Source organism: Pseudomonas sp. LBUM920 (assembly GCF_003852315.1).
Lineage (GTDB): Bacteria > Pseudomonadota > Gammaproteobacteria > Pseudomonadales > Pseudomonadaceae > Aquipseudomonas.
The window spans coordinates 787,501-811,664 of record NZ_CP027762.1; the positions used below are offsets into that span (position 1 = coordinate 787,501).

A 24,164-nucleotide genomic window follows, 5' to 3' on the forward strand; every position below is an offset into this window, starting at 1 on the left:
TAAAGGCAAAAGCGCGCTTGACTGCGAGACAGACACGTCGAGCAGGTACGAAAGTAGGTCTTAGTGATCCGGTGGTTCTGTATGGAAGGGCCATCGCTCAACGGATAAAAGGTACTCCGGGGATAACAGGCTGATACCGCCCAAGAGTTCATATCGACGGCGGTGTTTGGCACCTCGATGTCGGCTCATCACATCCTGGGGCTGAAGCCGGTCCCAAGGGTATGGCTGTTCGCCATTTAAAGTGGTACGCGAGCTGGGTTTAGAACGTCGTGAGACAGTTCGGTCCCTATCTGCCGTGGACGTTTGAGATTTGAGAGGGGCTGCTCCTAGTACGAGAGGACCGGAGTGGACGAACCTCTGGTGTTCCGGTTGTCACGCCAGTGGCATTGCCGGGTAGCTATGTTCGGAATAGATAACCGCTGAAAGCATCTAAGCGGGAAACTAGCCTCAAGATGAGATCTCACTGGAACCTTGAGTTCCCTGAAGGGCCGTCGAAGACTACGACGTTGATAGGTTGGGTGTGTAAGCGCTGTGAGGCGTTGAGCTAACCAATACTAATTGCCCGTGAGGCTTGACCATATAACACCCAAGCAATTTGCATGCTCTGCGCTGAAAAGCAAAGAGACCAGATTGCGGTGTGTGAAGACGAAATGAACCGAAAGTTCGAATCTCACAAACACCGAAAGCTATCACATACCCAATTTGCTGAAGCGAGGCCATCTGGTCACGACTCAGTACCCGAATTTCTTGACGACCATAGAGCATTGGAACCACCTGATCCCATCCCGAACTCAGCAGTGAAACGATGCATCGCCGATGGTAGTGTGGGGTTTCCCCATGTGAGAGTAGGTCATCGTCAAGATTAAATTCCAGAGCCCCTGTTTGCTAACGCAAACAGGGGCTTTGTTTTGGGCGGTCGAAAAGTGCAGGTATGAAGGCATCGCGATGCGCCAACGATAATGTGTGCTTTCCTGATAGGCCCAGCTCCCAAACTTCCCGCTACCTCCGGGCCATGGGCGCTAAATCCCGGCCGTACAAAAGCCCAACCCTCTCCCCGAAATCGCCAATATCAGCAAACGCTACGTCCTCCCATTATTGCGCCGCATGCCGCGACGGCCTGCTTGACCAGCGGTTGAATCCGTCCGACAAATTTGCACAGTTATTTCTGAACCAGACCATTAGAATAGGCACCTAACCTTTTTTAGAGTTCGAGCCCTAACTATGCCCGATCCGGTTGATACCCCAGCGGTGTCGGATTTACCCCTGGACGATCTGGTGGCATGCCATGAGTGCGACTTGCTGATGCGCAAGCCCACGCTCGCTCGAGGCGAAAAGGCTCAATGCGCACGCTGCGGTTACGAGCTCTATGCTCACCGCTACAATGTCGTTGAGCGCAGCCTCGCCTTGGTAATCGCCGCACTTTTGCTGTATATCCCCGCGAACTTTTTACCCATCATGCAGCTCAATCTACTCGGGCAGTCCTCAGAGGACACCGTTTGGAGCGGCGTTGTAGGTCTGTTCGATACCGGCATGCAGGGCGTCGCCGCAGTGGTGTTTCTGTGCAGCATGGGCATCCCATTGCTCAAATTGCTCTGCCAATTGGCTGTGCTGCTGAGCATTCGCTGGAAGATCGGCCGCAGCTATGGGTTGTTGCTCTACCGCATTTACCATCACTTGAAAGACTGGGGAATGTTGGAGGTCTACCTGATGGGCGTGCTCGTGGCGATCGTCAAACTCGCCGACATGGCCTCCATCACGGTCGGCCTGGGGCTTATCTGTTTCGTCAGTCTATTAATGGTTCAGGTGCTGCTTGAGGTGGTGATGTCGCCCCACCAGATCTGGCAAGCGTTGTCAGGAGAGGATGATCATGCGGGCGATTGATGCAGGCATTCTGATTTGTACCGAATGCCATGAGCTGAACAAGCAAGAAGCCGACACCGATGAGCAGCTCTGCACCCGTTGCGGTGCGCTGGTCCACGCCCGTCGTCCCAATAGCCTTACGCGTACCTGGGCGTTACTGATCACGGCGGCGATCCTGTATATCCCCGCCAACCTGTTACCAATCATGACCATCAACTCCCTTGGCCAGGGCGATCCAAGTACCATCATGGCCGGCGTGATCCAGTTGGTGCAGCACGGCATGTTCCCTATCGCTGCTGTGGTGTTTATTGCCAGTATTCTTGTACCGACATTCAAACTGGTGGGCATTGGCCTGCTGTTGTTCTCGGTGCAGCGTCGTCAGCCGCTGTCCGCGCAACAACGGATTATCATGTACCGCTTCATCGAATTCATTGGCCGCTGGTCCATGCTGGATATCTTCGTGATCGCCATCCTGGTAGCGGTTGTTAACTTTGGGCGACTTGCCAGTGTCGAGGCTAATCTCGGTGCTGCAGCGTTCGCCAGTGTGGTGATCTTGACGATGCTTGCCGCAGTAACTTTTGATCCCCGACTGATTTGGGACAACACGGAGTCGGACGACGACCATGAGTGATTTGCCAAAAGCTAAAACCCGCCCGGCCTCCAACTGGTCGGCCATTTGGGTGTTGCCCCTGATAGCCCTGATCATCGGTGGTTGGCTGGGATGGCGTGCCTATTCCCAACAAGGCATCGAGATCCAGGTGCGCTTTGAAAGTGGCGAAGGCATCCAGGCCAACAAGACCGAAGTGGTCTACAAAGGCATGCCCGTGGGCAAGGTCAAGACCCTGGCCCTGGACGACGAGGGCAACAATCGCGGGGTGATCGCCACCATCGAGATGAACAAGGATGTGGAGCAATACCTCAAGACCAACACCCGTTTCTGGCTGGTCAAACCCAGCGTCAGCCTCGCCGGTATCACCGGTCTGGAAACCCTGGTCTCGGGTAACTACATTGCGGCCAGCCCTGGCGACGGCGAGCCGTCGCGCAAATTCAAGGCCCTTTCCGAAGAGCCGCCTTTATCCGACGCCAAGCCCGGCTTGCACCTGACCATCAAGGCCGATCGCCTGGGCTCGCTCAACCGTGGCAGCCCGGTGTTCTACAAGCAGATTCAGGTTGGCCAGGTCAAAAGCTACCTGCTGTCCGAAGACCAGAGTACGGTCGAGATCAAGGTCTACATCGAGCCCACTTACGCCAGCCTGGTGCGCAAACATACGCGCTTTTGGAACGCCAGCGGCATCAGCATCGACGCCAATCTCTCCGGCGTGAAGGTGCGCAGCGAGTCGCTCTCGAGCATCGTTGCCGGCGGCATCGCTTTCGCTACACCCGAGAACCGCAAGGACAGCCCTCCCACCGATCCAAGCCTGCCGTTTCGCTTGTACGAAGACTTCGACGCAGCGGCGGCCGGTCTCAAGGTCAAGGTCAAACTCACCGACTTCGAAGGCCTGCAGGCCGGGCGCACACCGGTCATGTACAAAGGTATTCAGGTCGGTAGCCTGAAGACCCTGAAGATTGACCCTGACCTGTCCAGCGCCAATGCCGAGCTCACCCTCGACCCGCTTGCCGAAGACTACCTGGTGCAAGACACCCAGTTCTGGGTGGTCAAACCGTCCATCTCGCTTGCCGGTATCACCGGCCTGGAAGCGCTGGTCAAAGGTAACTACATCGCCATTCGCCCTGGCGACAAGGGCAGTGCGCCGCAGCGCGAATTCGTCGCTCGGGCCAAGGCACCACCATTGGACCTGCGTTCCCCCGGCCTGCACATGGTGTTGTTCACCGACAGCCTAGGCTCGCTGGATGTCGGCAGCCCGATCCTCTACAAACAGGTCAAGGTGGGTTCGGTACAGAGCTACCAGTTCTCGCGCAAGAACAAGCAATTGGTGATCGGTGTCCACATCGAGAAGGAATACGAAAACCTGGTCAACGGTTCGACGCGCTTCTGGAATGCCAGCGGCGTCACGCTGACAGGCGGACTCACCGGGGGCATCCAGGTCAAGAGTGAATCCCTGGCCAGCTTGATGGCCGGCGGTATTGCCTTCGAAACCCCGGAACCGAACGTGCCGCTGAAAAAACGTATCCCGCGTTTCCGTCTGTTTGCCGATCGCGAGGCCGCCAATCAACACGGTACGCTGGTGACCATCAAGGTCGATCGTGCCGACGGCCTGCGCCCCGGCACCGCGGTACGCTTCAAAGGCCTGGACGTGGGCAAGATTGAAAGCGTCGACCTCAGTGCCGACATGCAGTCGGTGTTGCTCAGCGCGCGCATCACCCAAGTGGCGGATCGGATCGCCCGCGCCGGCAGCCAGTTCTGGGTGGTCAAGCCTGAGTTGGGCCTGATGAAAACCTCGAACCTGGAAACCCTGGTCACGGGCCAATACATCGAGGTGCAGCCATCTGCGAAAAACGCCGGCCCACAAAAGAGCTTCGTCGCGTTGGACAAGCCACCGGAGGCGGCCCGTCAGGAGGAAGGCCTGAGCCTGGTACTCAGCGCCGCACGCCGTGGCTCGTTGAAGGAAGGCGTGCCGGTCACCTACCGTGAGGTCACCGTCGGCAAAGTCACAGGCTACGAGCTGGGTCAAACCGCCGACCGCGTGCTGATCCATATCTTGATCGAGCCCAAGTACGCGCCACTGGTGCGCAGTGGCAGCCGCTTCTGGAACACCAGCGGTTTCGGTCTCGACTTCGGCTTGTTCAAAGGCGCGACAGTGCGCACTGAATCCCTCGAGACACTGGTCGCCGGCGGTATTGCCTTCGCCACGCCAGACGGCGAGCGCATGGGCAATGCTGCCCGGCCGCAGCAGACCTTCCCGCTGTTCGACAAGTTTGAAGATGAATGGCTGACGTGGGCACCTAAGATTTCGCTCGGCAAGTAAACCGAGGCGCGGCCATCGCGGGCAAGCCCGGCTCCCACATTCAAGCGCATTTATCCTGTAGAAATGCGGTCACCTGTGGCAGCGGGATTGCCCGCGAAGAGGCCATAACCGGCGAAAAAAAAGGCCCCTGGGTGCTCACCCAGGGGCCTTTTTTGCATTTCAGCTCAGTGGCTCAAACCTCATCCAGCTCCGGCTCATCCGCCTGCACATTCACGGTCGCCTTTACCGCATCGTGACGACGGATGTACTTCCAGTCCGCCTCATCAATGTAGATGCCGTTCGGCCCGCTGCCACCTTCCAGGTCGATCGCCACCTGGGCGGACACCTGCGGCTTCACACTGGCCAGAATCGGCACAAAACCCAGCTGCAAACTGGTTTCCAGCAGCGCCGCCTGGTTCTTCTCATCGATGTCCGCTGCCTCATCGAGGTAGTACGGCAAACGCACGCGCCCGGCCTGATCACGGTCCATCAAGTGCAGCAACAAGTACATGTTGGTCAGCGCCTTGATGGTCATGGTGGTGCCGTTGGATGCCGCGCCGTCGATGTCGGTGTGAATCACCGGCTGGCCATGCACCTTGGTGATCTCGAACGCCAGCTCGAACAGGTCCTTGAGGCCCAACTGGTTATGGTTGGCGGCCACAAGGCGGGCCAGGTATTCCTTGGCCTCTTCGTTCTTGTTGTCCTGCTCGGCGCTCTGGCTGAGGTCAAACACCGACAACGTCTCGCCTTCTTCATACTGACCGGCACTGTGGATGATCTGGTCGATATGCTTGAGGGCTTCCTTGTTCGGCGCCAGCACAATGCGGAAGCTTTGCAGGTTGGACACCTGGCGCTTGTTGATCTCGCGGTTGAACAAGGCCAACTGGTGTTCCAGGCTGTCGTAGTCGCTGCGGATATTGCGCAGGGTGCGCGCAATATCGGTGACGGCTGCACGGCGCGCCTTGCCCAAGGTCAGGGCTTCGTCAGTGCGGTGCGCATACGCGTTGATCAGCAGTTGCAGGCGACGTTCAACGTCATCCTCGCTGTCAAACTTGGCCACGCCTTTAAGGCGAACCTGCGCATACAAGGCTTCGATCTGGCCGTCGGCGCGCAGCAAACCCTGCCAGCTGTCCTGATAGTCATTGAGCAGCGGCAGCAGGTTATCCATGGAGTCATCGACCGGGTCCATGAACGGCGTGCCGAACGGCAAGTCTGCCGGTAGCAGCTGGCGACGGCGCAACGCGTCATCCAGGGTGCGTTGCTTGGCTTCCATATCGCCAATCTGGCGCCCAACCAATTGCAGCTTGGCCGACAGCTGCTGCACGCGTTCGGTGAAGGCGTCGCTGGAGCGCTTCAACTCATCCTGGGCGGCTTCCATTTGCGCCAGGTTTTCCAGCTTCTCGCCTTCTTCAGCGCTCAGGGTCTGGGCGCGACGGAAGTCCTCCAACGCTTTCTGCGCATCCAGCACTTGCTGGTACAGCGCTTCAGTCTGGGTCTTGCTGGCTGCGCGGTCGGAGGCTACGGCCTGCTGGGTCTTGAGTTGCTTGAGTTCTTTTTCCAGGCGCTCTTTCTGGTCGCGCAACGCCGCGCGGTCCGCCAGGGCCTGCAACGCCGGTGGCTCAATGTGCGAGATGTCGATGGACAGCCCCGGCACTTCGAAACGCTCGCCTTTGAAGCCGTCGAGGATCTGCTCCAGGGATTTGACCCACTGGCCGTCCTCATCCAGCGTAATGCCGTGCTCGCCCAATGGCAGGCTGAACAACGAGCTGTTGAACAGGCGCATCAGACGCTCGACATCCTGCTGCGAAAACTCTTCGCGCAGTTTGGCGTAGCTGTTGTTGTCCGCGTGGTCGAGCTGCTGCTTGACCGACTTCAAGCGTTTTTCCAGATCGCGCAAGCGCTCGTCCAAATCCTCGGCGCTGAACTGCCGCGACTGCGCCAGGGCGCCCGCCAATTCATCGTGAGCATCCTTGGCCGCCAGCAGCTGCTGCTCCAGCACCTTGACGTCATCCACCAGGGCGAAGCGATGCTTGAGCACCGACAGCTCGCCCAGCCAACGCTGAATGCCGCTGATTTCCCGCTCCAGACGCATCAGCTCCTGGGTGCCACCGCGCTGATCGTTTTGCAGCGCGTCCTGCTCATTGCGGTAATGCTCGGCCTGGATCGTCAGCTCTTCCTTGCGCGCGCTGGCGTAGTCCGACCAGGTGCCCAGCAACGAATCCAGCAAGGGCGACAGGCGATGCAGTTTGCCGCGCAGAACATCGCGCTGCCGAACGCCATTGGCCAACGCCTCAACCAACGGGCCGGCAGCCACCAGCGAGTTGTAATCCTGCTCCATGCGTCGTACATCACGGAACGCTTCTTCGCACGCCGCGATGTAGTCCACGCTGCCGGAACGCAGGCTGTGTTCAAAGGCATCCAGGAACAATTGCTTGAGCTTGGCCGCGGTGATTTCGCGCATGTGCAGCAGGTTGATAAACAGCGCGCGGAAGGTTTTCAGGCTCTGCTCGCTGGTGGAGCGCAGCGGAATCAGGGTCAGGTCCAGCGGGATCGAAGTGTGGCCGCCCACCAGCAAACGGCGCAGTTCGTCCGGCTTGAGCTCGTAGGCTTTCAGGCCTTCGCGCTCAAGGTTGGTGAACAGCTCTTTCTGACGCAGGCAAGTGTCGTTTTTCTGGTAATGCGCCAGGTCCAGCTTGCCGGCATAGGCAAAGAACTGGTGCCCGAAACCACCGCCCGGGCCACGCCCGACCACGCCGATCACGTGCGGGCCGTGGGGCAGCGAGACTTCCACGAGGATGTAGCTGGTGTCGGTGGCAAAGTAGAAGCGCCGCGATTGCTCCAGGGTGTACTTGCCGAAACTCATGTCCGACATGCGCGCCAGAATCGGGAACTGCAGGGCGTTGATCGAGGCGGATTTACCCAGGTTGTTCGCGCCGTACACCGACAACGGTTCTTCCAGCGGGAACAGGCCCAAACTGTAACCGGCGGTGTTCAATAGGGCGAAGCGGCGGATGCCGTAGCGTTCCTTGCTCATGCGTCGGTCTCCTGTTCTTCGGCAATGGCGCGGGCCAGGGCGTCTTCTTCGCTTTCTTCGTCAAAGTCGCTCAAGTCCAGCGGGTCGTCGGTCTTGAGCAGTTTTTCATCGCTGTCTTCGTCGATGATCACCGGCGCCGGCAAAGGCAGCACGCTGTGCACACTGGCGGCGAGGTCGCGGTCCTGCTGCACCGACAGGCACACGTCGAGGAAACGGTGCATCGGCGGCAGGAAGCGATACACGCCGTTGTCTTCGCTGGCAAAACCCAGCTGGGTCATGCGGCGCATGATTTTTTCTTCAAGTTCTTCCTGGGTCTGCACTTCGGCCTGGATAAACAGATCGCGGTACTTCTCCAGCAACGACGGCAATTCGTCGCGGCCCAGGCTGCCGCCGTCGAGCACGGCGATCGGGTCGCGGCCCTGGTCGGCCAGGTGCTCGACAAGGATGAAGGTGAACAGCGCCAGGCGTTGGGCAGTCTTGTTCACTTGCGCGCTGGCAATCGCCGAGTCCGGCACAAAGTAATAGAAGCCGCGTGTATCGCACACCAGCTCAAAGCCCAGCGCCTTGAACAGCGTGCGGTACTGGTCCTGGAAGTTCGACAGTTGCGCGTACAGCTCCGGGTCGCGGCGGCTGACGTGGTAACCCTTGAACAGCTCGCGAAAGATCGGCGCCAGCTGGGACAGTTCGGATAGATCAAGATGCATGAGGTGTACTCGCAGAATGCTCGGCGGCATCGGTGCCGGCCGGGAGCAGGGCGAAGGAGCGCAGGCTGACCTGGTGCTCGTGTGTGTGGTAGTCGCGGCGTTCCAGGCGTTCGCGCTTGAAGCGTTTTTCACGCGAGAGCCGCGAGAACCAGTACAACAATTCGTCGGTGGCGCCGTCCGGTTCCTGCTCCAGCAGCCAGGTCATCAGGTCTGGCATCGGCAGCGCGTCTTCGCAGCGCTCGAGCATTTCCTTGACCGTGCGCGGTGCACGCTGGGCGTCGCCCTTGTGGGATTTGTGCGCCTTGGGGAAACGCGCCGGTTTCGGCTCGAAATTCGCCAGCGCGTACACATAGGCCTCGACCTGGCTGGCACTGCCGAGAAAGGTGCTTTGCGGTCGCGTGAACATCGGCATCGCCGCTTGCGGCACGGCGTCCAGACCTTTACGGCGGATGGCCGACAAGGCCAGCGCGGCGCCACGGGTCACGGCGTTGTGCCGGCGTGCTTCTTCACGCAACGGCAGCAGCAGTTCGCGCGCATGACGCAAGGTCAACTGGGCGCTGGTCTGCATTTCGAGGATGCGCGCGTGGGTGCGCAGCAGCATGTCGTCATCGACCAGGTGGCCGAGGCGTTGTTGCTCGGTGAGCATGCGCAACAGCACGTTTTCGACCTTGCGCACGCCTTGTTCAAAGGCGCCGTCGGCGTTCACCAGCTGGATCATCGGCTCGACGTATTCGTCCCAGGTCGCCAGCACTTCGGCATACCGCTGGCGCAACGGAATCTGCCGGTCGCTGGTCTTGGCGCGGTCGGCCACGGCCGCGAGGGCTTGCTCGTCGTTGGCGAGTTTTTTCAATACATCGCGTACGCGCATGTCCAGCAGGCGCAGTTGGCGGGCCAGGTCGTGGCCATCCCGGATGTCGAAGGCGTCCTGAATGTAGCCGGCCAGGCGCTCGAGGTGGCGCAGGTAGGCTTCAATTTCCAGGCACAGGCCAAGCCGGTGCTCCTTGCGAAGATAGGCCAGGAAGTCGTGGATCTGTGCGTTGAGCTCGAAACGGTTCGGGCTCTTGGCGACAGGCACCAGGATATCCAGGCGAATCCACACGTCCAGCAGGCTGGTGATGTCCTGGGGCGTGCTGTCCAGTTGTTGGGCGGCCAGTTGCGCGCGCAGTTCGCCAAGGCTCAAGGTGCCTTGGTCGAAGTGTTCGCACAGTGGCTCAAGTAAGGCCCAGTGTTCGGCGAGGGCGCGCAGGACGCGCTTGGGTTCGATCATGGGAATGGCCGGCTGGTTGGCGATTAAAAGTCGCGATTGTACTGCATCAGGCGCGGGATTTATCCACAGCCGGTCAGTGCACAGTGGGCGATTGTTACCGAACAGCGGTAGAATCCCCGCTCTTTAGTTATCCACAAGTGGCCGAGCTGTGCTTATCGAGTCCCGACGTCGCGCTTACTTGACCGCCATGCAGGTGGTCAACTGGCTGCCCCGCACCGAACTGCCGTTTGCCGCCCCATCGCGGCCCGAGCTGCTGCAGGCGCTTGAGCCTTATGAGGCGTTCGACGTGTCGGGGGAAGAGGCGGCTGCGCCGGTGGCCGTGGTCAAGCCCACGCCTGAATCGCGCCCTGTCGTCGAGCGGGTGAAGGTCGAAGTGCCGCGCCCGGCGCCAATGGCCAAGCCGGTGGTGGCCGAAACGGTTGCGCCGGTGGCCAAGGCGCCGGTGGTGCCGCCGCCGCGCTTTGCCCTGCAATTGCTGCGGGCCGGGCGTTGTCTGCTATTGGTGGAGTTACCCACAGGCGAGCGCTTCCAGACGCGCGACCCGGCTTACATGCTGCTCAAGGACATGCTGCGTGCTGCCGGCCTGCCCGACAGCCCGCAAATCGTTGGCGATCCGGTGCGCTGGCCGCTGCTGGTGCGTGGCAACATGGACCAGGGCCCGGAAGCCGCGCGGGATTTTGTGCAAGGTTTTGTTTCGGCGCGCCTCGAAGACGAGCCGTGCGTGTGCCTGTGGTTGATCGGCCTGCCCGCCGTGCGGTTTGCCGGCGAGGCGAATGCCGAGGCCTGGTACCGTGAACTGCAGGTCGAAGGCCTTGGGTCGGTGTGGGCCCTGCCGGGCCTGGAATTATTAATGGAAGAGCCACAGCGTAAGGCTGATGTATGGCAAGCCATGCGCCGGCTGATGGCGCGCTGGAAAAGTACCGATGAGTGAAGCTTTATCTTTCCGCCCAATGACCGAGGCGGACCTCGACGCTGTACTGAAGATTGAATACGCGGCGTTCAGCCATCCCTGGACCCGCGGGATTTTTCTCGACGGCTTGGGCAAGTACCAGATCTGGTTGATGTTTGAAGGTGAGCAGCAGGTAGGCCACGGCGTGGTGCAGATCATCCTCGATGAAGCGCATCTGCTGAACATTACCGTCAAGCCGGAAAACCAGGGCCGGGGTTTGGGCCTGGCGTTGCTGGAACACTTGATGTCCCGCGCTTATGCCGCCAATGCCCGCGAGTGCTTCCTGGAAGTACGCGACAGCAATACGGGGGCGTTTCGCCTGTACGAACGTTACGGTTTCAACGAAATCGGCCGTCGGCGCGATTACTACCCCGCCGTGGGTGGCCGCGAAGATGCCGTTGTGATGGCCTGCACGTTAGTGGACTGAATACACACGCCAATGTGGGAGCGGGCTTGCTCGCGAATACGGTGCATCAGTCAAAAATTTACTGACTGAACGACCGCATTCGCGAGCAAGCCCGCTCCCACAGGTTGAACCGCGCTGTATCAGCGGTTGCCGTCGACGGGGTCGATGTCGGCCAGCTCAGCCTCATCCAGCCCGTTGCCGCCGCCGATCTCATCTTCATCGACGATGCTTAGATCGTAATCCGCCGGGTTATCCTCGCCTTCTTCCCGCGCATCCCGCGCACCGTCCTCATGGATAAGGGTTTCGGGGCTCATATCGTCGTCGGTCGGCTCATGGTCCTGCGTAGAGGCCCCGGTCATCCCGGCTTCGCGTACCCGTTCGTCGGGCATCAGGTGCTCGCGCTCGCCTGCCGGGATCTCATCGCCGATTTCCGCGGTCGGTCCGTCCTCGTCAAAATCCAGCTCGCGCATCGAGCCCATGCGGTCTTCGTTATCGTCAATCGGTTCCGGCTGCGTAGCGCCGTAGGGACGTCGTGATTCAGTCATGGCCAATCCTCATACTGTGGGGCTTATAGTGTGTGGACAGGCACGGCGCCCTAAAGATTCAAGCTAATTACGGCTTGGCGTGACCCGGACGAGCGGTTGTCTGTCACACAGCTGCGCATCATTCCTGAGGCTTTCCCTGATGAACGAACTACAAGACCTGCTTGATAACAACGAACGCTGGGCGGACGCGATCAAACAGGAAGATCCCGAATTCTTCGCCAAGCTTGCCCGCCAGCAAACCCCGGAATACCTGTGGATCGGTTGCTCCGACGCCCGCGTACCGGCCAACGAGATCGTCGGCATGTTGCCGGGTGATCTGTTCGTGCACCGCAACGTCGCCAACGTGGTGCTGCACACCGACCTCAATTGCCTGTCGGTGATCCAGTACGCAGTCGATGTGCTCAAGGTCAAACACATCCTCGTCACCGGCCACTATGGCTGCGGCGGTGTGCGCGCGTCGATGCAGGACCGCCAGTTCGGCCTGATCGACGGCTGGCTGCGCACTATTCGTGATCTTTATTACGAAAACCGTGACCTGCTGGCCCAGCTGCCGACCGAAGAAGAGCGCGTCGATCGCCTTTGCGAGCTGAACGTGATTCAGCAAGTGGCCAACGTCGGCCACACCAGCATTGTGCAAAACGCCTGGCACCGTGGGCAGAGCCTGTCGATTCATGGCTGCATCTATGGCATCAAGGATGGCCGCTGGAAAAGCTTGAACACCACCATCAGTGGTTTTGAGCAGCTGCCGCCGCAATACCGCCTACGCCCGTTGGGCGAAGCTTAAGGTCGTTTGCGTTCACGCCACCGGGCCATGAACGCCTGACCTTCGCTGTTTAACGGCTCCTGGTTGCCGGTGATCCAGCCCCGGCAGTTCAGCTCGCCGCACAGGCAAGCGAACTGCTGGGGCAGCGCGTCCTCGGTACTGGCGTAATCCAGCGTCAGCAAGGTGCCCGGAGCGATCGGCTGTACGGTCCAGAGCTCCAGGTCTGTGGTGTCGAAAAATACATTCGGGTCACAGGAGTGCATCAACAGGCCGCAGAACCAAGAGTCATACAGGTGGATACGGGGCGATAGCTGCAGCGTATGCGGGCGCCGCTCCCCCACGGCGTAGCCGGAAACCTTGGCGATGCGCACCCGGCTGTCGAAGGCGATACGAGCCTTGACCCCGGCAGGCAATCCGTTAGCGTCCTGAATGGGCTGGAATTGCTCGGTCGAAGGATAGCCCGGTTCAAAAAGCAGGGTTTTGAAAGGGTAAAGACAGTCCTTTGTGCTGGTTTTAGCCTTATCCATGGCTTGAGTTTTCATAACTCTCCTGGCTTAGGCTGCATCGACCTACTGAGTTGTCTGACGGCCAGTCTTGCAGCGAATGTGTGCGGCCCCAGACTCGCCCAAGTTGAATTCGATTTCTACTGTCAAATCTGACAGTAGAAACCGTTTTGTTTGTGCGTTTTATAGCGCTGGCGCGGTGAGCGACGCTGCCGGCACCACGCCTTTGAGCTGTTTCAACTGGGCCTTGATCGTAGGCGTGGCGCATTTGGCGTTGGCCTGTTCCGGGGTCAGGTTGCGTACCGAGGTGTAAAACAGCTCACAGGTCTGCTCCTTGCGCGTGACCTGCCAGGTGTTCATGCACGCCTTTAGCAACACATTCGGATCGCTGGCGGGCTTCTGCCCCATGCCGGCTTGCCAGCAGGCAGCGCTCAAATCCTGGCCCATCACCTTCAAGCCGGCTTCGTCGGCCTTTTGTTCATTGCCGTCGTAGGTGGCAGGGTCTGCCGCGTACCAGATGTAGCTGGGGTGGTTGGCGCCCAGCACCGACACGGGTTTGCCTTCGGTCGGGCTGATCTGCGCCAGGCCCAGCACCGCCACCGTCTGACCATACTGTTGTTTGATCCAGCTGCGCACCGGCGCACCGAACGCCACCATCGGCAATGAGCCGTTGGCGTGCAGGCTCAGCTCCTTGACCATGCGGGTCTGATAGTCGGTGAAATAGCTGTAAACCGTTTCCAGGTCCTTGCCCGCGTTGGACGGCGCGGCGATGGGGGCGATATCGATGATGGTCTGGTAGGCCGGGGTTTCGGTGGCCGGGATGCCGTTGTCGGTGAGCAACGTGGCCCAGCGATCGGTGGTGGCCGATTCCAGGTAATCCTGGGCCTGGGTCAGCGAGTAATCCGGCGGGAAGTGCAGCAGCTCGATGCTTTTGCGGTTTTCCAGGGCCATGCCCAGCGGCAGGAACAGGTACCAGTTGTAGGCCCATTTGCCGTCGGTGTTGAGCTTGCTGGCGCCTTGGTAGGCCAGGTCAGCGGTGTTGAGCAGCGTGGTGAGGGGCTGGCCGTAGTGGTCGGGTACGCCGCTGAAGGTCGCCACGACCTCGCCGTCATGGGTTTTCACGCTGACCTTGGCGCGGCTGTACCCGTCGCGCTGCAAGCTCTGGTTCAGGTAGTGCTCGGCGGTCTGCTCCAGCGTCCATGGCCGAAAGCAGATCACGTTGCAATTATTGGGAAACGCGAACAATTGGGTGACGCGTTGCGTGCTGCCCAGTGGTACTTCGATATCGGCGTGTACGACCGCACTGGCCAGCAGTGCGACCAAGGTGAAGGACAGCCTGGTCGGTTTGAACATAGTTGGTTCCTTGTCAGCGAAAGCCCGTCTGCGCGGGGTGAAAGCCCACCTCCACACAGTAGCGGCTGACCAGGAAAACCGCGTGCTAAATCGCCAGGCGTGTCGCTATTGGATAAGAAAACCTACACCTTGAATTGCAATGCGTTGCTCAAATCGCCCATGGGCGTCTGGCCGCGGGAAATCATCGCGTCGTCGCGCTGCTTGAGGCCGTCCAGTTTCTCCAGCTGGAACACCCTGGTGATCAAACGCAGGATCGATGCCGTGTCGTAAACCGTGTGGTCCACGGTGCCTTTGCGCGCAAACGGCGACACCACCAGCGCCGGAATTCGCGTGCCCGGGCCCCAGCGATCGCCTTTGGGCGGCGCCACGTGGTCCCACCAGCCGCCGTTTTCATCGACGGTCACCACCACCACCATGTTTTTCCACTGCGGGCTTTCCTGCAGCACTTTCAAGGCGCGAGCGATATGGCGATCGCCCGAGGCTACGTCGGCGTAACCGGCGTGCATGTTGAGGTTGCCCTGAGGCTTATAGAAGCTCACGGCAGGCAGCTTGCCGGCCTGGGCGTCGGCGAAGAATGTGTTGGTGCTGGCCTCATCACCCAAGCCGCCATCGCGCAGGCGTTTATCACGCTCGGCGCGGTTTTCTGGCCCTTGTTGCTTGAAGTAGTTGAACGGCTGGTGGTGATACTGAAAGTTGGGGATTTTCGGGATGCCGCCCGAATCCTTGAACTGGTCGAGGGTCGCTTGCCACGCCCCGGCGTACCAGGCCCAGTCGACGTTCTTTTTCGACAGCTTGTCGCCGATGTGTTCGTGGGTTTGCGGCACGAGCACGTTGGGCAGGTCGGGTTTGGAGTAATCCGGGTTTTGCGGGTCGCGGATCCAGGTCGGCCAGTACGGCGGGGCGAGGGTGTTCACGCCGTAGCCGTCCGGCGTCAGTGCGCTGGGGCCAAACTGCGGTGGGCCGGTCATGGCGCTGGCGGGTGACTTGTCCAGCGGCTTGAGACGCGGGTCGGCAGGGTCATCGCTTTGCAGCGTGGCAATCTGCGCCTTGGCCACCGACTGCGCGGCGTTTGGATAAAACGGCGCCGTGGCGCTGATCAGGTACTGGTGGTTAAGAAACGAGCCACCAAATGCACCCTGAAAGAAGTTGTCGCACAGCACAAACTCCTTGGCCACATCCCACAGGCGCAAGGAATAACGGCTCTGGGCGTAATGGCCCATCACCAGGCCACCGGAATCGCCCCAGGCCACAAAGTTGTCGTTCTTGCCGCCGTTGATCTGCATCTGGTTCTGGTAGAACACGTGCCACAAATCGCGCGTGACCAGGCTCAAAGGCAGGTCTTCGGCGTTCGGGCCTTTGAGGGCGAACGGTGCGTTGGGCAGGTTTTCCTGGAATTGCACTTCGCTGGGGTAGGTCACCCCATCCACGCTTTGCGGGCCGACTTGCAACACACCGCCCCAGGTTGGCGGCAGGCTGGTCAGCAGGCTGCCGTCGCGGTCGCGTTGCTGGGCCTCGGCGCCGGAGAGTGCCGAGAGTGGTTTTTCCACGCCAGGGAAATCAGCAAACAAATTGTTGAAGCTGCGGTTTTCGGCATAAATCACCACCACGGTTTTCACCTGGTCGTGCAAGGCCTTGTCCAGCTCTTGAGGTGTGAGCGGTCGCGTCACCGGTGTGCTCGGTGTTTCACCGGTGTGGCCGCAGGCACTCAAGGTCGCGCCGACCCCCAGCACTGCCGCGCCCCCCAGGAAACGCCGGCGGCTGGTGTCTACCGGCGGTTGGGCGATGGAATCGGGGGAAGGGCGGTCTTCGTGCTCGTCACTCATTGCTGGGAGTCCCTGCGCGGTGGTTGTTTCAAGATATTTCGCAGGACGGTAGCAACGCAATGTGACGAAAAGAAGACAGCCGGGTTAAAGCCGCAGATCGAAATAGGGCAGCGGGCTTGCTCGCCAAAGCGCTGTGTCGGTCAACCGTTTCACTGACCCCGCGCATTTTTGCCAGCAAGCCCGCTTCCACCCTGACCCTGTTATGGCATGACGGGTGGCAAATACTTCAACGTCGTCCCTAACGCCCACAACAGGAACAACACCAGCGGCGTGTGCACCAGCAACTGCACAAACGAAAACCCGATCAAATCCCGCGCCTTGAGCCCCAACACGCCCAGCAGCGGCAGCATATAAAACGGGTTGATCAGGTTCGGCAGCGCCTCGGCCGCGTTGTAGATCTGCACTGCCCAGCCCAGGTGGTATTGCAGGTCGTTGGCCACTTGCATCACGTAAGGCGCTTCGATGATCCACTTGCCGCCGCCCGACGGAATAAAGAAGCCCAGCACCGCCGAGTACACGCCCATCAACAGCGCGTAGGTGTCGTGTGAAGCAATAGAGGTGAAAAAGGTCGAGATATGGTGCGCCAGGGTTTGGCCGTCGCCGCCCTTGACCACCGTCATCAGCGCCGCGATGGAGCCATACAGCGGAAACTGGATCAGCACGCCGGTGGTGGTTGGTACGGCGCGCGCCACCGCATCGAGGAAGCTGCGCGGGCGCCAGTGCAGCAGTGCGCCGACCATGATGAACAGGAAGTTATAGGTGTTGAGCCCTGAAATTGCGCTGATCGCCGGCTTGGTCGAGAACTCATGGAACAGCCAACCGGCCGCCAGCAACGCCAGCAGAATAGTCAGCAGCGGGCTATGTTCCAGCCATTCGCCCGGGCGGGTGGGCGCTTGAAGCTTAGGCAGGTTGAACGCCGGGTCGACGCCGCAGGCCTTTGCATCACGGGCGCTGTTCGGGCCGGGCGCGGTGGCGTAGGCGATGATCAACGAGACCACGATCAGCGCCAGCAACATCACCCCGGATTGCCACAGGAAAATCGTGTCGGTGAAGGGGATCACCCCCGTAATCGACAGGATCGACGGCGGCAGGCTGGCCGGGTTGGCCTGCAATTGCGCGGCCGACGACGACAGCCCCAGCGCCCACACCGCGCCCAGGCCCAGGTAGGCCGCAGCACCGGCTGCGCGGTAATCCATGCGTAAATCCGTGCGGCGGGCCAGTGCGCGCACCAGCAACCCGCCGAACACCAGCGACAAGCCCCAGTTGAGCAGGGACGCGACCATGGAAATCAATGCAACCCAGGCCACCGCCGAGCGGCCGTTTTTGGGGATACGTGCCAGGCGGTCAATCAGTTTCACCGCCGGTGGCGAACTGGCCACCACGTAACCGCCGATCACCACAAAGGCCATCTGCATGGTGAATGGGATCAGGCTCCAGAACCCGTCACCAAAGGCTTTGGCGGCTTCGGTGGGTGCGGCGCCCATGCCCAGGGTTGCCACGGCGACGATGATCACCGCGAGGGCGGCAAACACCCAGGAATCCGGAAACCAGCGTTCGGCAAAGTTGGAGCAACGCAGGGCAAATCGGGCATAGCGGCTTTCTTCGATAGCATCGGCCACGAGTCATTCCTCTTGTATTTATTATGGTGTTGGCAGTTTTACGGCATGTTCCGCTACGGCCATTGATATGGGAATGCAGTTATCTTCATCGATCCATGAGTAAAACAAATATATCCGTCGCGATTGCCATCACCGGACTCAACTCATAACCTGCACGTCATTTTGTTTGTCTGCCGAGCTTGCACATGACTGCCACCTTTTCCCCACAGGCGCAGCGTTTTTCCCGCTCCGACTACAAAACCCTGGGCCTGGCCGCCCTTGGTGGCGCCCTGGAAATCTACGATTTCATCATCTTCGTATTCTTTGCGCTGACCCTCAGCCAACTGTTTTTCCCGCCCGAAATGCCCGAGTGGCTGCGCCTGCTGCAAAGCTTCGGCATCTTCGTGACCGGCTACCTGGCGCGCCCGCTGGGCGGCATCCTGATGGCGCACTTTGCTGACCACCTGGGGCGCAAACGCGTGTTCAGCCTGAGCATCCTGATGATGGCGTTGCCGTGCCTGCTGATCGGGATCATGCCGACCTACGCGCAAATCGGCTATTTCGCCCCGCTGATCCTGTTGGTGCTGCGCGTGCTGCAAGGCGCCGCAGTGGGCGGCGAAGTACCCAGCGCCTGGACCTTCGTTGCCGAGCACGCACCGCGTCATCATCGCGGCTACGCGCTGGGTTTCCTGCAAGCCGGCCTGACCTTCGGCTACCTGCTGGGCGCACTCACTGCCACGCTGCTGGCGCAAGTCTTCACCCCAGCCGAAATCCTCGATTACGCCTGGCGCTTCCCGTTCCTGCTCGGTGGCGTATTCGGCGTGATCGGCGTGTGGCTGCGCCGCTGGCTCAGTGAAACTCCGGTGTTCCTCGACATGCAGGCCCGCCGTCAGGCGGCCGCCGAACTGCCGCTGCGCACCGTGCTGCGCGACCATCGCGCCGTGCTGCTGCCGGCCATGATCCTCACCTGCGTGCTCACCTCGGCCGTGGTGGTGCTGGTCGTCATCACCCCGACCCTGATGCAAAAAACCTTCGGCATGAGCCCCAGCCACACCTTCGCCCTGAGCGCGCTGGGTATTGTTTTTCTGAATATCGGCTGCGTCCTCGCCGGCCTGCTGGTGGACCGCATCGGCGCCTGGCGCGCGGTGCTGGTCTACAGCCTGTTGCTGCCAGTGGGGATTGCGCTGCTGTACGCGAGCCTTATCAACGGCGGCGTGTGGCTGGGCGCGACGTACGCCGTGGCGGGCTTGAGTTGTGGCGTGGTGGGCGCGGTGCCGTCGGTGATGGTCGGCCTGTTTCCGGCGCATGTGCGAGTGTCGGGGATTTCCTTCACCTACAACATTGCCTACGCGTTGTGGGCGAGTACCACGCCGTTGTTGCTGATCGCGCTGATGCCCACGCGCCCGTGGATTTGCGTGGGCTATTGCGTGGTGATGGGCGCGGTCGGGGTGGCGAGTGTGGCGCTGTTTGGCAAGCGCCACACCTTGGTTACCTGAGGCTCAGGTCAGAAAGTGCCAGAGCAACAGCGTGCCGACCAGCCCCACCACGGAAACGATGGTTTGCAGCACCGACCACACCCAGATCGTCTGCTTCAATTGCAAGCCAAAGTACTCGCGCACCATCCAGAACCCGGCGTCGTTGACGTGACAGAAGAACACCGAGCCGGCACCAATCGCCAGCGCCACCAGTGAACTCTGTGTCGCCGCCAACCCCGCCATCATCGGCGCGAGAATGCCCGCCGTGGTTGTCGTGGCGACGGTCGCCGAACCAGTGGCCTGGCGCAGGGCCACGGCAATCAACCAGGCCAGCAGCAGATACGGCATGTGCGCGCCTTCGGCGACTTTACTGATGGTCTGGCTGACGCCGGCATCCAGCAACGTTTGCTTGAGGCCGCCGCCGGCGCCGATGGTCAACAGCAACACGGCGATGGGCGCGAGGGCTTTGCGCAGCGTGTTGCCGACCTCGGCGCGTGGCATGCCGGCGGCCCAACCCAGGCAGATCACGGCGGCGATGACAGCCAGGCCGAGGGCGATCAGCGGTTCACCGAGAAACTTCAAGGTCAGTGCCAGCGGGTTTTCCGGCGCCATCGCAACTTTGGCCAAGGTGCTGCCGAGCATCAAAATCACCGGCAACAAAATGATCAGCAACGACACCCCGAAACTCGGCTGGCGCGGTGCCTTGGGCGGTGCGCTGAACAGCGCGCCGATGTCGGCCGGTTCATCTACCTGCATGCGCTTGGACAGCCAGTTGCCATACAGCGGGCCCGCGAGAATCACTGCTGGCACCGCCAGGCAGAAGCCCAGCAACATGGTCAGGCCCAAGTCGGCGTGCAATGCGCTCACCGCAATCAGCGGCCCCGGGTGCGGTGGCATCAGGGCGTGCAAGGTGGTCATGCCCGCCAGCGCCGGAATGGCGATTTTCAGCAGCGGCTGATTCGAACGTTTGGCCATTACGAAGATGATCGGCACCATCATCACCAGCCCGACTTCGAAGAACAGCGGCAAGCCAATCACCATCGCCACCAATGCCATCACCCAAGGCAACGACTTGCCTTTGCCCAGCCCGAGCAAGGTGGTAGCGATACGGTCGGCGGCGCCGGATTCGGCCATTAACGCACCGAGCATCGAGCCCAGAGCAATGATGATACCGGCCTCACCGAGGATCGCCCCGGCGCCTTTGCTGAAGGCCTTGGCGACTTCTTCCGGCGGCAACCCCGCGCCGACGCCGGCGATAAACGTACCGATCAGAATCGATAAAAATGGCGGCAGCTTGGTCGCGCTGATCAACACAATGATGCTGGCGATGGCCAGCAGAACGCAGAACATGAGACGGGTGTCGTGAACCATCCACGCGGCAGTCGATAACTCCAAAACGGGACTCCTTATCGAACAGGTTGGCTAATTTGTTTCTTTTTGTTTCCTGCTCGAAAAGCATACCTGATAGAACTGTTGCAGAGCGTCCATGTGCGATTTTGGTGCGCGCGATATAACGACGAGCTGTCGCGCGGATGACAAATTTGCAACCCCTGCGCGGGCATCTGGCCTATAGCTCTATGATCAACGAACCCCACTTATCGAGGAATTTTCATGAGCGCAGGACATAACCACGGCCAGGTACGCGCCGGCCACGAGCGTCTTCTATGGATCGCCCTGGGGCTGACCAGCAGCTTCATGATTGCTGAGGTGATCGGCGCGTTTATCACCGGCAGCCTGGCGCTGCTGTCCGACGCCGCGCACATGATGACCGACGCCCTGGCGCTGGCGATTTCTCTGGTGGCCATCCAGGTCGCCAAGCGCGCGGCCGACCGCAAGCGCACCTTTGGCTACGCGCGTTTCGAGATCCTCGCGGCGGCGTTCAATGCGCTGCTGTTGTTTGGCGTGGCGTTTTACATTCTGTATGAGGCCTATCAACGGCTGCAGGCACCGGCTGAGATCCAGTCAACCGGCATGCTGGTGATTGCGTTTTTGGGGCTGATCGTCAACCTGATCTCGATGAAACTGCTCAGTGCCGCCAGCGGTGAAAGCCTGAATGTGAAGGGCGCATATCTGGAGGTTTGGAGCGACATGCTCGGTTCCATCGGCGTGATGATCGCGGCAGTGGTGATCATGTTCACCGGCTGGGGCTGGGTTGACTCGGTGGTGGCGGCGGCGATTGGTTTCTGGGTGTTGCCGCGCACTTGGACGCTGCTCAAGGAAAGCATGAACGTGCTGCTGCAGGGCGTGCCGGACGGCATCGATATCGATCAGGTCGAGCAGGCCATTCGCGGTGTGCCGGGGGGCAAGGACGTGCACGACCTGCATATCTGGGCCCTGACCAGTGGCAAGAATGTGCTGAGCACGCACTTGGTGGCGGATGCTGCGCTGAACACGGAGCAAAAAATCCTTAGTCAGGTGACGGAATTGCTGCACGAACAATTCGATATTTCCCACGCCACGATTCAGGTGGAAGGCGAAGGTTTTGTGCACGACGAGCATGACGAGGTGCATGCCTGAGCCCGGCTAACGGATTTGTAATGTTTCGCCCACGGCCCTGATAAGTACCGAAAGCTACATTGCCCCCCGCTGGGAAATCTCAGCGACTTCATGGGCGTGGAACTTTCGTTATGGCACTTTCCGTTAGAACACTTTTGGGGGCAGCAGCGTTGTGGGTGGCCGCAGGCGCTGCCCAGGCGCAAACCCTCTCTCTGGATGCAGCCCTGCAAGCCGCCTTCGCCAACAACCCTGACCTGGCCGCTGCGCAATGGGAAATCGACATTGCCCAGGGCGGTCGCCAGCAGGCCGGCTTGATCCCCAACCCGGTGGCTTCCTGGGATGCCGAAGACACTCGCCGCAGCACGCGCACAACCACCCTCAAACTCAGCCAGACCCTGGAACTGGGCGGCAAACGTGGCGCGCGCATTGACGTCGCGACGCGCGCCCAGGACGCCGCGGCGCTGACCCTGGAGCAGCGTCGCAATGGCCTGCGCGCCGACGTGATCGACAGTTACTACAGTGCTTTGCGTGCCCAGCAGCGCCTCGACTTGGCGCAACGCTCGATGGCCCTGGCCGAGCGTGGCCTGGTGGTCGCCAAAGGTCGCGTCACCGCCGGCAAATCATCGCCGGTGGAAACCACGCGCGCGCAGGTGCAGGTGTCGCAGATCCGCCTGGAATTGAACCGCGCGCAAATCGGCCTCAGCGATGCCTATCGGCGCCTGGCCGCCAGCACCGGCAGCGCCACGCCTGACTTTGAGGCCGTGGCCGCGCAAAGCCAATCCGCGCCGCCCTTGCCGGCCGCCGCGCAACTGCTCGCGCGGCTTGAGCAAACCACCGAACTGCGCCTGGCCGACCTGCACATTATTCAAAGCGAAGCCAGCGTGGGCCTGGAAAAGGCCCAGCGGATTCCCGACCTCGATGTGTCCATCGGCAGCCAGTACGACGCCAGCGTGCGTGAACGCGTGAACCTGGTGGGCGTGTCGATGCCGATCCCGCTGTTCAACCGCAACCAGGGCAATGTGCTCGCCGCCAGCCGCCGTGCCGACCAAGCCCGCGACTTGCGTAACGCGGTCGAACTGCGCCTGCGCACCGAAACCCGCCAGGCCCTGGACCTGTGGCAAACCGCCGATACCGAAGTGCGCGCATTCAACCAACACATCCTGCCCGCCGCCCAGAGCGCGGTGGACAACGCCACCCGTGGCTTCGAGATGGGCAAGTTCAACTTCCTCGACGTGCTCGACGCCCAGCGCACCTTGATCGCAGCCCGCACCCAATACCTGGTGGCGACCGCTCAGGCGACCGACGCCTGGGTGCGCATCGAACGTATTTACGGCGACCTCGCCCGGTTTTGATCTTTTCTGGAGTCTTTTATGAAGCCTAAACACGGTGTGGCGCTCGCCGTCGCCCTGAGCCTGATGCTGTCTGGTTTTGCACAGGCCGAGGAGGAGGAAGGCACACTCGAACTCACCGAGCAACAGATCCAGGCGGCCGGTATTCAGCTCGCCCAAGCCCAACCGCGGGCGATCAGCACGCTGCTGACGTTGCCGGGAGAAGTGCGTTTCGACGAGGACCGTACCTCGCACATCGTGCCGCGTGCGGCCGGTGTGGTGGAGGCGGTAAAGGTCAACCTTGGCCAGTCGGTGAAAAAGGGCGAGGTGTTGGCCGTGATCGCCAGCCAGCAGATTTCCGACCAGCGCAGCGAGTTGGCCGCCAGCGAGCGACGCGTCGAGCTGGCGCGTACCACCTTTGAGCGTGAGCGCCAGCTGTGGAAGGACGAAATCTCCGCCGAGCAGGATTACCTGCTGGCGCGCCAGACCTTGCAGGAAGCGGAAATCGCGCTGAACAACGCGCGTCAGAAGATGACGGCGCTCAGCGGCAGCGCCGTACTGGCCGGCGGTAATCGCTACGAGCTGCGCGCGCCATTCGCCGGTGTGGTGGTGGAAAAGCACCTGGGCGTGGGCGAAGTGGTAGGCGAAACCAGCAACGCCTTCACGCTCTCGGATTTGTCCCAGGTGTGGGTCACGTTCGGCGTGTTTCCCAAGGACCTGAAAAAGGTGCGCGTCGGTAAACCGGTGAAGGTCAGCTCCACGGAAATGGGCACCGACGTTCAAGGCACCGTGGCCTACGTCGGCAACCTGCTCGGCGAGCAGACGCGCACCGCTACCGTGCGCGTGACTGTGCCCAACCCCGACGATGCCTGGCGGCCAGGGTTGTTTGTGACTGTGCAACTGGCCACCGACACCTACCAGGCCAAGGTCACCGTGCCGCAAACCGCCATCCAGACAGTCGAGGACAAACCCTCGGTATTCGTGCGCACGGCGGACGGTTTCATCACCCGCCACCTCGAACTGGGCGTGAGTGAAAACGGCTACGTCGAAGTGCGCCAAGGCCTGGAAGCCGGTGCGCAAGTGGCGACCGAAGGCAGCTTCATCCTCAAGTCCGAACTGGGTAAAGGCTCGGCCGAGCACGCCCATTGATCCTG

Annotated in this window: 19 protein-coding genes and 2 rRNA genes (1 of these 21 running past the window's edge); 12 read left to right on the plus strand and 9 right to left on the minus strand. The window is 60.9% G+C overall.

Going from position 1 to position 24,164, the window contains the following annotated elements; genetic code table 11:
* The 5 genes from C4J83_RS03420 to C4J83_RS03440 all read left to right on the plus strand — a co-directional run.
* Positions 1–579 (plus strand): 23S ribosomal RNA (locus tag C4J83_RS03420) (it extends 2,313 nt beyond the left edge of the window).
* 167 nt (positions 580–746) lie between these two features.
* Positions 747–862, plus strand: a 5S ribosomal RNA gene (gene rrf, locus C4J83_RS03425).
* A 359-nt stretch (positions 863–1,221) separates the two neighbouring features.
* A complete protein-coding gene (locus C4J83_RS03430) occupies positions 1,222–1,881 on the plus strand; it encodes a paraquat-inducible protein A (RefSeq protein WP_119736363.1) in 660 nt (219 codons plus the stop codon).
* Entirely contained in the window at positions 1,868–2,491 is a 624-nt protein-coding gene (locus C4J83_RS03435) for a paraquat-inducible protein A (protein ID WP_106578503.1), read from the plus strand. Before C4J83_RS03430 ends, C4J83_RS03435 begins: the two co-directional genes overlap by 14 nt.
* On the plus strand, positions 2,484–4,787 hold the full coding sequence (locus C4J83_RS03440; RefSeq protein WP_106578504.1) for a PqiB family protein: 2,304 nt from the start codon (positions 2,484–2,486) through the stop codon (positions 4,785–4,787). The genes C4J83_RS03435 and C4J83_RS03440 overlap by 8 nt, the downstream gene beginning before the upstream one ends.
* A gap of 172 nt (positions 4,788–4,959) precedes the next feature.
* On the opposite strand, the gene mksF is transcribed toward C4J83_RS03440, so the two are convergent.
* Genes mksF through mksB form a run of 3 tightly spaced genes read right to left on the minus strand, consistent with a single transcriptional unit; the run spans position 4,960 to position 9,771 of the window.
* Entirely contained in the window at positions 4,960–7,800 is a 2,841-nt protein-coding gene (mksF, locus tag C4J83_RS03445) for an Mks condensin complex protein MksF (protein ID WP_106578505.1), read from the minus strand.
* On the minus strand, positions 7,797–8,504 hold the full coding sequence (gene mksE / locus C4J83_RS03450) for an Mks condensin complex protein MksE (protein WP_119736366.1): 708 nt from the start codon (positions 8,502–8,504) through the stop codon (positions 7,797–7,799). The genes mksF and mksE overlap by 4 nt, the downstream gene beginning before the upstream one ends.
* Positions 8,494–9,771, minus strand: coding sequence for an Mks condensin complex protein MksB (gene mksB, locus C4J83_RS03455; protein WP_106578507.1), 1,278 nt, complete (start codon positions 9,769–9,771; stop codon positions 8,494–8,496). The genes mksE and mksB overlap by 11 nt, the downstream gene beginning before the upstream one ends.
* A gap of 187 nt (positions 9,772–9,958) precedes the next feature.
* Here mksB and C4J83_RS03460 point away from each other — a divergent pair, with 187 nt between their 5' ends.
* Positions 9,959–10,702, plus strand: a complete 744-nt coding sequence (locus tag C4J83_RS03460) for an energy transducer TonB (protein WP_106578508.1) — start codon at positions 9,959–9,961, stop codon at positions 10,700–10,702.
* Complete coding sequence (rimI, locus tag C4J83_RS03465; RefSeq protein WP_003188286.1) at positions 10,695–11,147, plus strand: ribosomal protein S18-alanine N-acetyltransferase; 453 nt, start codon at positions 10,695–10,697, stop codon at positions 11,145–11,147. Before C4J83_RS03460 ends, rimI begins: the two co-directional genes overlap by 8 nt.
* A 119-nt stretch (positions 11,148–11,266) precedes the next feature.
* On the opposite strand, the gene C4J83_RS03470 is transcribed toward rimI, so the two are convergent.
* Positions 11,267–11,671: a serine kinase/phosphatase gene (locus C4J83_RS03470; RefSeq protein ID WP_119736368.1), complete on the minus strand. Its 405-nt coding sequence runs from the start codon at positions 11,669–11,671 to the stop codon at positions 11,267–11,269.
* A gap of 139 nt (positions 11,672–11,810) precedes the next feature.
* On the opposite strand from C4J83_RS03470, the gene can reads away from it, so the two are divergent.
* Positions 11,811–12,455 carry a carbonate dehydratase gene (gene can / locus C4J83_RS03475; RefSeq protein ID WP_010213394.1) on the plus strand — a complete coding sequence of 215 codons (645 nt, stop codon included), beginning with the start codon at positions 11,811–11,813 and terminating at the stop codon, positions 12,453–12,455.
* Here the strand turns inward: can and C4J83_RS03480 are convergent.
* From C4J83_RS03480 to C4J83_RS03495, 4 genes are all read right to left on the minus strand, one after another.
* Positions 12,452–12,976: an SET domain-containing protein gene (locus tag C4J83_RS03480; protein WP_106578510.1), complete on the minus strand. Its 525-nt coding sequence runs from the start codon at positions 12,974–12,976 to the stop codon at positions 12,452–12,454. The genes can and C4J83_RS03480 overlap by 4 nt on opposite strands.
* Before the next feature lie 144 nt (positions 12,977–13,120).
* A complete protein-coding gene (locus C4J83_RS03485) occupies positions 13,121–14,290 on the minus strand; it encodes a hypothetical protein (RefSeq protein WP_106578511.1) in 1,170 nt (389 codons plus the stop codon).
* A gap of 122 nt (positions 14,291–14,412) precedes the next feature.
* Positions 14,413–16,113 carry an acid phosphatase gene (locus C4J83_RS03490; RefSeq protein WP_106578512.1) on the minus strand — a complete coding sequence of 567 codons (1,701 nt, stop codon included), beginning with the start codon at positions 16,111–16,113 and terminating at the stop codon, positions 14,413–14,415.
* A 200-nt stretch (positions 16,114–16,313) separates the two neighbouring features.
* Entirely contained in the window at positions 16,314–17,732 is a 1,419-nt protein-coding gene (locus C4J83_RS03495; protein ID WP_106578513.1) for a short-chain fatty acid transporter, read from the minus strand.
* A 185-nt stretch (positions 17,733–17,917) separates the two neighbouring features.
* Between C4J83_RS03495 and C4J83_RS03500 the strand changes: the two genes are divergently transcribed.
* Positions 17,918–19,207, plus strand: coding sequence for an MFS transporter (locus C4J83_RS03500; protein WP_124416353.1), 1,290 nt, complete (start codon positions 17,918–17,920; stop codon positions 19,205–19,207).
* Positions 19,208–19,210: 3 nt separating this feature from the next.
* Here C4J83_RS03500 and C4J83_RS03505 read toward each other — a convergent pair whose 3' ends face one another.
* Positions 19,211–20,581 (minus strand): GntT/GntP/DsdX family permease, encoded by a 1,371-nt coding sequence (locus tag C4J83_RS03505; RefSeq protein WP_106578515.1) that lies wholly within the window; start codon positions 20,579–20,581, stop codon positions 19,211–19,213.
* 216 nt (positions 20,582–20,797) lie between these two features.
* Between C4J83_RS03505 and C4J83_RS03510 the strand changes: the two genes are divergently transcribed.
* The 3 genes from C4J83_RS03510 (at position 20,798) to C4J83_RS03520 (ending at position 24,159) form a co-directional block, all read left to right on the plus strand.
* Complete coding sequence (locus C4J83_RS03510) at positions 20,798–21,703, plus strand: cation diffusion facilitator family transporter (protein WP_124416354.1); 906 nt, start codon at positions 20,798–20,800, stop codon at positions 21,701–21,703.
* Positions 21,704–21,813: 110 nt separating this feature from the next.
* Entirely contained in the window at positions 21,814–23,034 is a 1,221-nt protein-coding gene (locus tag C4J83_RS03515) for a TolC family protein (RefSeq protein ID WP_119736380.1), read from the plus strand.
* Positions 23,035–23,052: 18 nt separating this feature from the next.
* Positions 23,053–24,159: an efflux RND transporter periplasmic adaptor subunit gene (locus C4J83_RS03520; RefSeq protein WP_124416355.1), complete on the plus strand. Its 1,107-nt coding sequence runs from the start codon at positions 23,053–23,055 to the stop codon at positions 24,157–24,159.
* The last annotated feature ends 5 nt before the right edge of the window (positions 24,160–24,164 follow it).

Excerpts from the sequence above, each read along its gene's own strand:
- C4J83_RS03430 (WP_119736363.1), top strand. The coding sequence starts at position 1,222 with ATGCCCGATCCGGTTGATACCCCAGCGGTGTCGGATTTACCCCTGGAC.
- C4J83_RS03435 (WP_106578503.1), top strand. The coding sequence starts at position 1,868 with ATGCGGGCGATTGATGCAGGCATTCTGATTTGTACCGAATGCCATGAG.
- C4J83_RS03440 (WP_106578504.1), top strand. The coding sequence starts at position 2,484 with ATGAGTGATTTGCCAAAAGCTAAAACCCGCCCGGCCTCCAACTGGTCG.
- mksF (WP_106578505.1), bottom strand. The coding sequence starts at position 7,800 with ATGAGCAAGGAACGCTACGGCATCCGCCGCTTCGCCCTATTGAACACC.
- mksE (WP_119736366.1), bottom strand. The coding sequence starts at position 8,504 with ATGCATCTTGATCTATCCGAACTGTCCCAGCTGGCGCCGATCTTTCGC.
- mksB (WP_106578507.1), bottom strand. The coding sequence starts at position 9,771 with ATGATCGAACCCAAGCGCGTCCTGCGCGCCCTCGCCGAACACTGGGCC.
- C4J83_RS03460 (WP_106578508.1), top strand. The coding sequence starts at position 9,959 with ATGCAGGTGGTCAACTGGCTGCCCCGCACCGAACTGCCGTTTGCCGCC.
- rimI (WP_003188286.1), top strand. The coding sequence starts at position 10,695 with ATGAGTGAAGCTTTATCTTTCCGCCCAATGACCGAGGCGGACCTCGAC.
- C4J83_RS03470 (WP_119736368.1), bottom strand. The coding sequence starts at position 11,671 with ATGACTGAATCACGACGTCCCTACGGCGCTACGCAGCCGGAACCGATT.
- can (WP_010213394.1), top strand. The coding sequence starts at position 11,811 with ATGAACGAACTACAAGACCTGCTTGATAACAACGAACGCTGGGCGGAC.
- C4J83_RS03480 (WP_106578510.1), bottom strand. The coding sequence starts at position 12,976 with ATGAAAACTCAAGCCATGGATAAGGCTAAAACCAGCACAAAGGACTGT.
- C4J83_RS03485 (WP_106578511.1), bottom strand. The coding sequence starts at position 14,290 with ATGTTCAAACCGACCAGGCTGTCCTTCACCTTGGTCGCACTGCTGGCC.
- C4J83_RS03490 (WP_106578512.1), bottom strand. The coding sequence starts at position 16,113 with ATGAGTGACGAGCACGAAGACCGCCCTTCCCCCGATTCCATCGCCCAA.
- C4J83_RS03500 (WP_124416353.1), top strand. The coding sequence starts at position 17,918 with ATGACTGCCACCTTTTCCCCACAGGCGCAGCGTTTTTCCCGCTCCGAC.
- C4J83_RS03510 (WP_124416354.1), top strand. The coding sequence starts at position 20,798 with ATGAGCGCAGGACATAACCACGGCCAGGTACGCGCCGGCCACGAGCGT.
- C4J83_RS03515 (WP_119736380.1), top strand. The coding sequence starts at position 21,814 with ATGGCACTTTCCGTTAGAACACTTTTGGGGGCAGCAGCGTTGTGGGTG.
- C4J83_RS03520 (WP_124416355.1), top strand. The coding sequence starts at position 23,053 with ATGAAGCCTAAACACGGTGTGGCGCTCGCCGTCGCCCTGAGCCTGATG.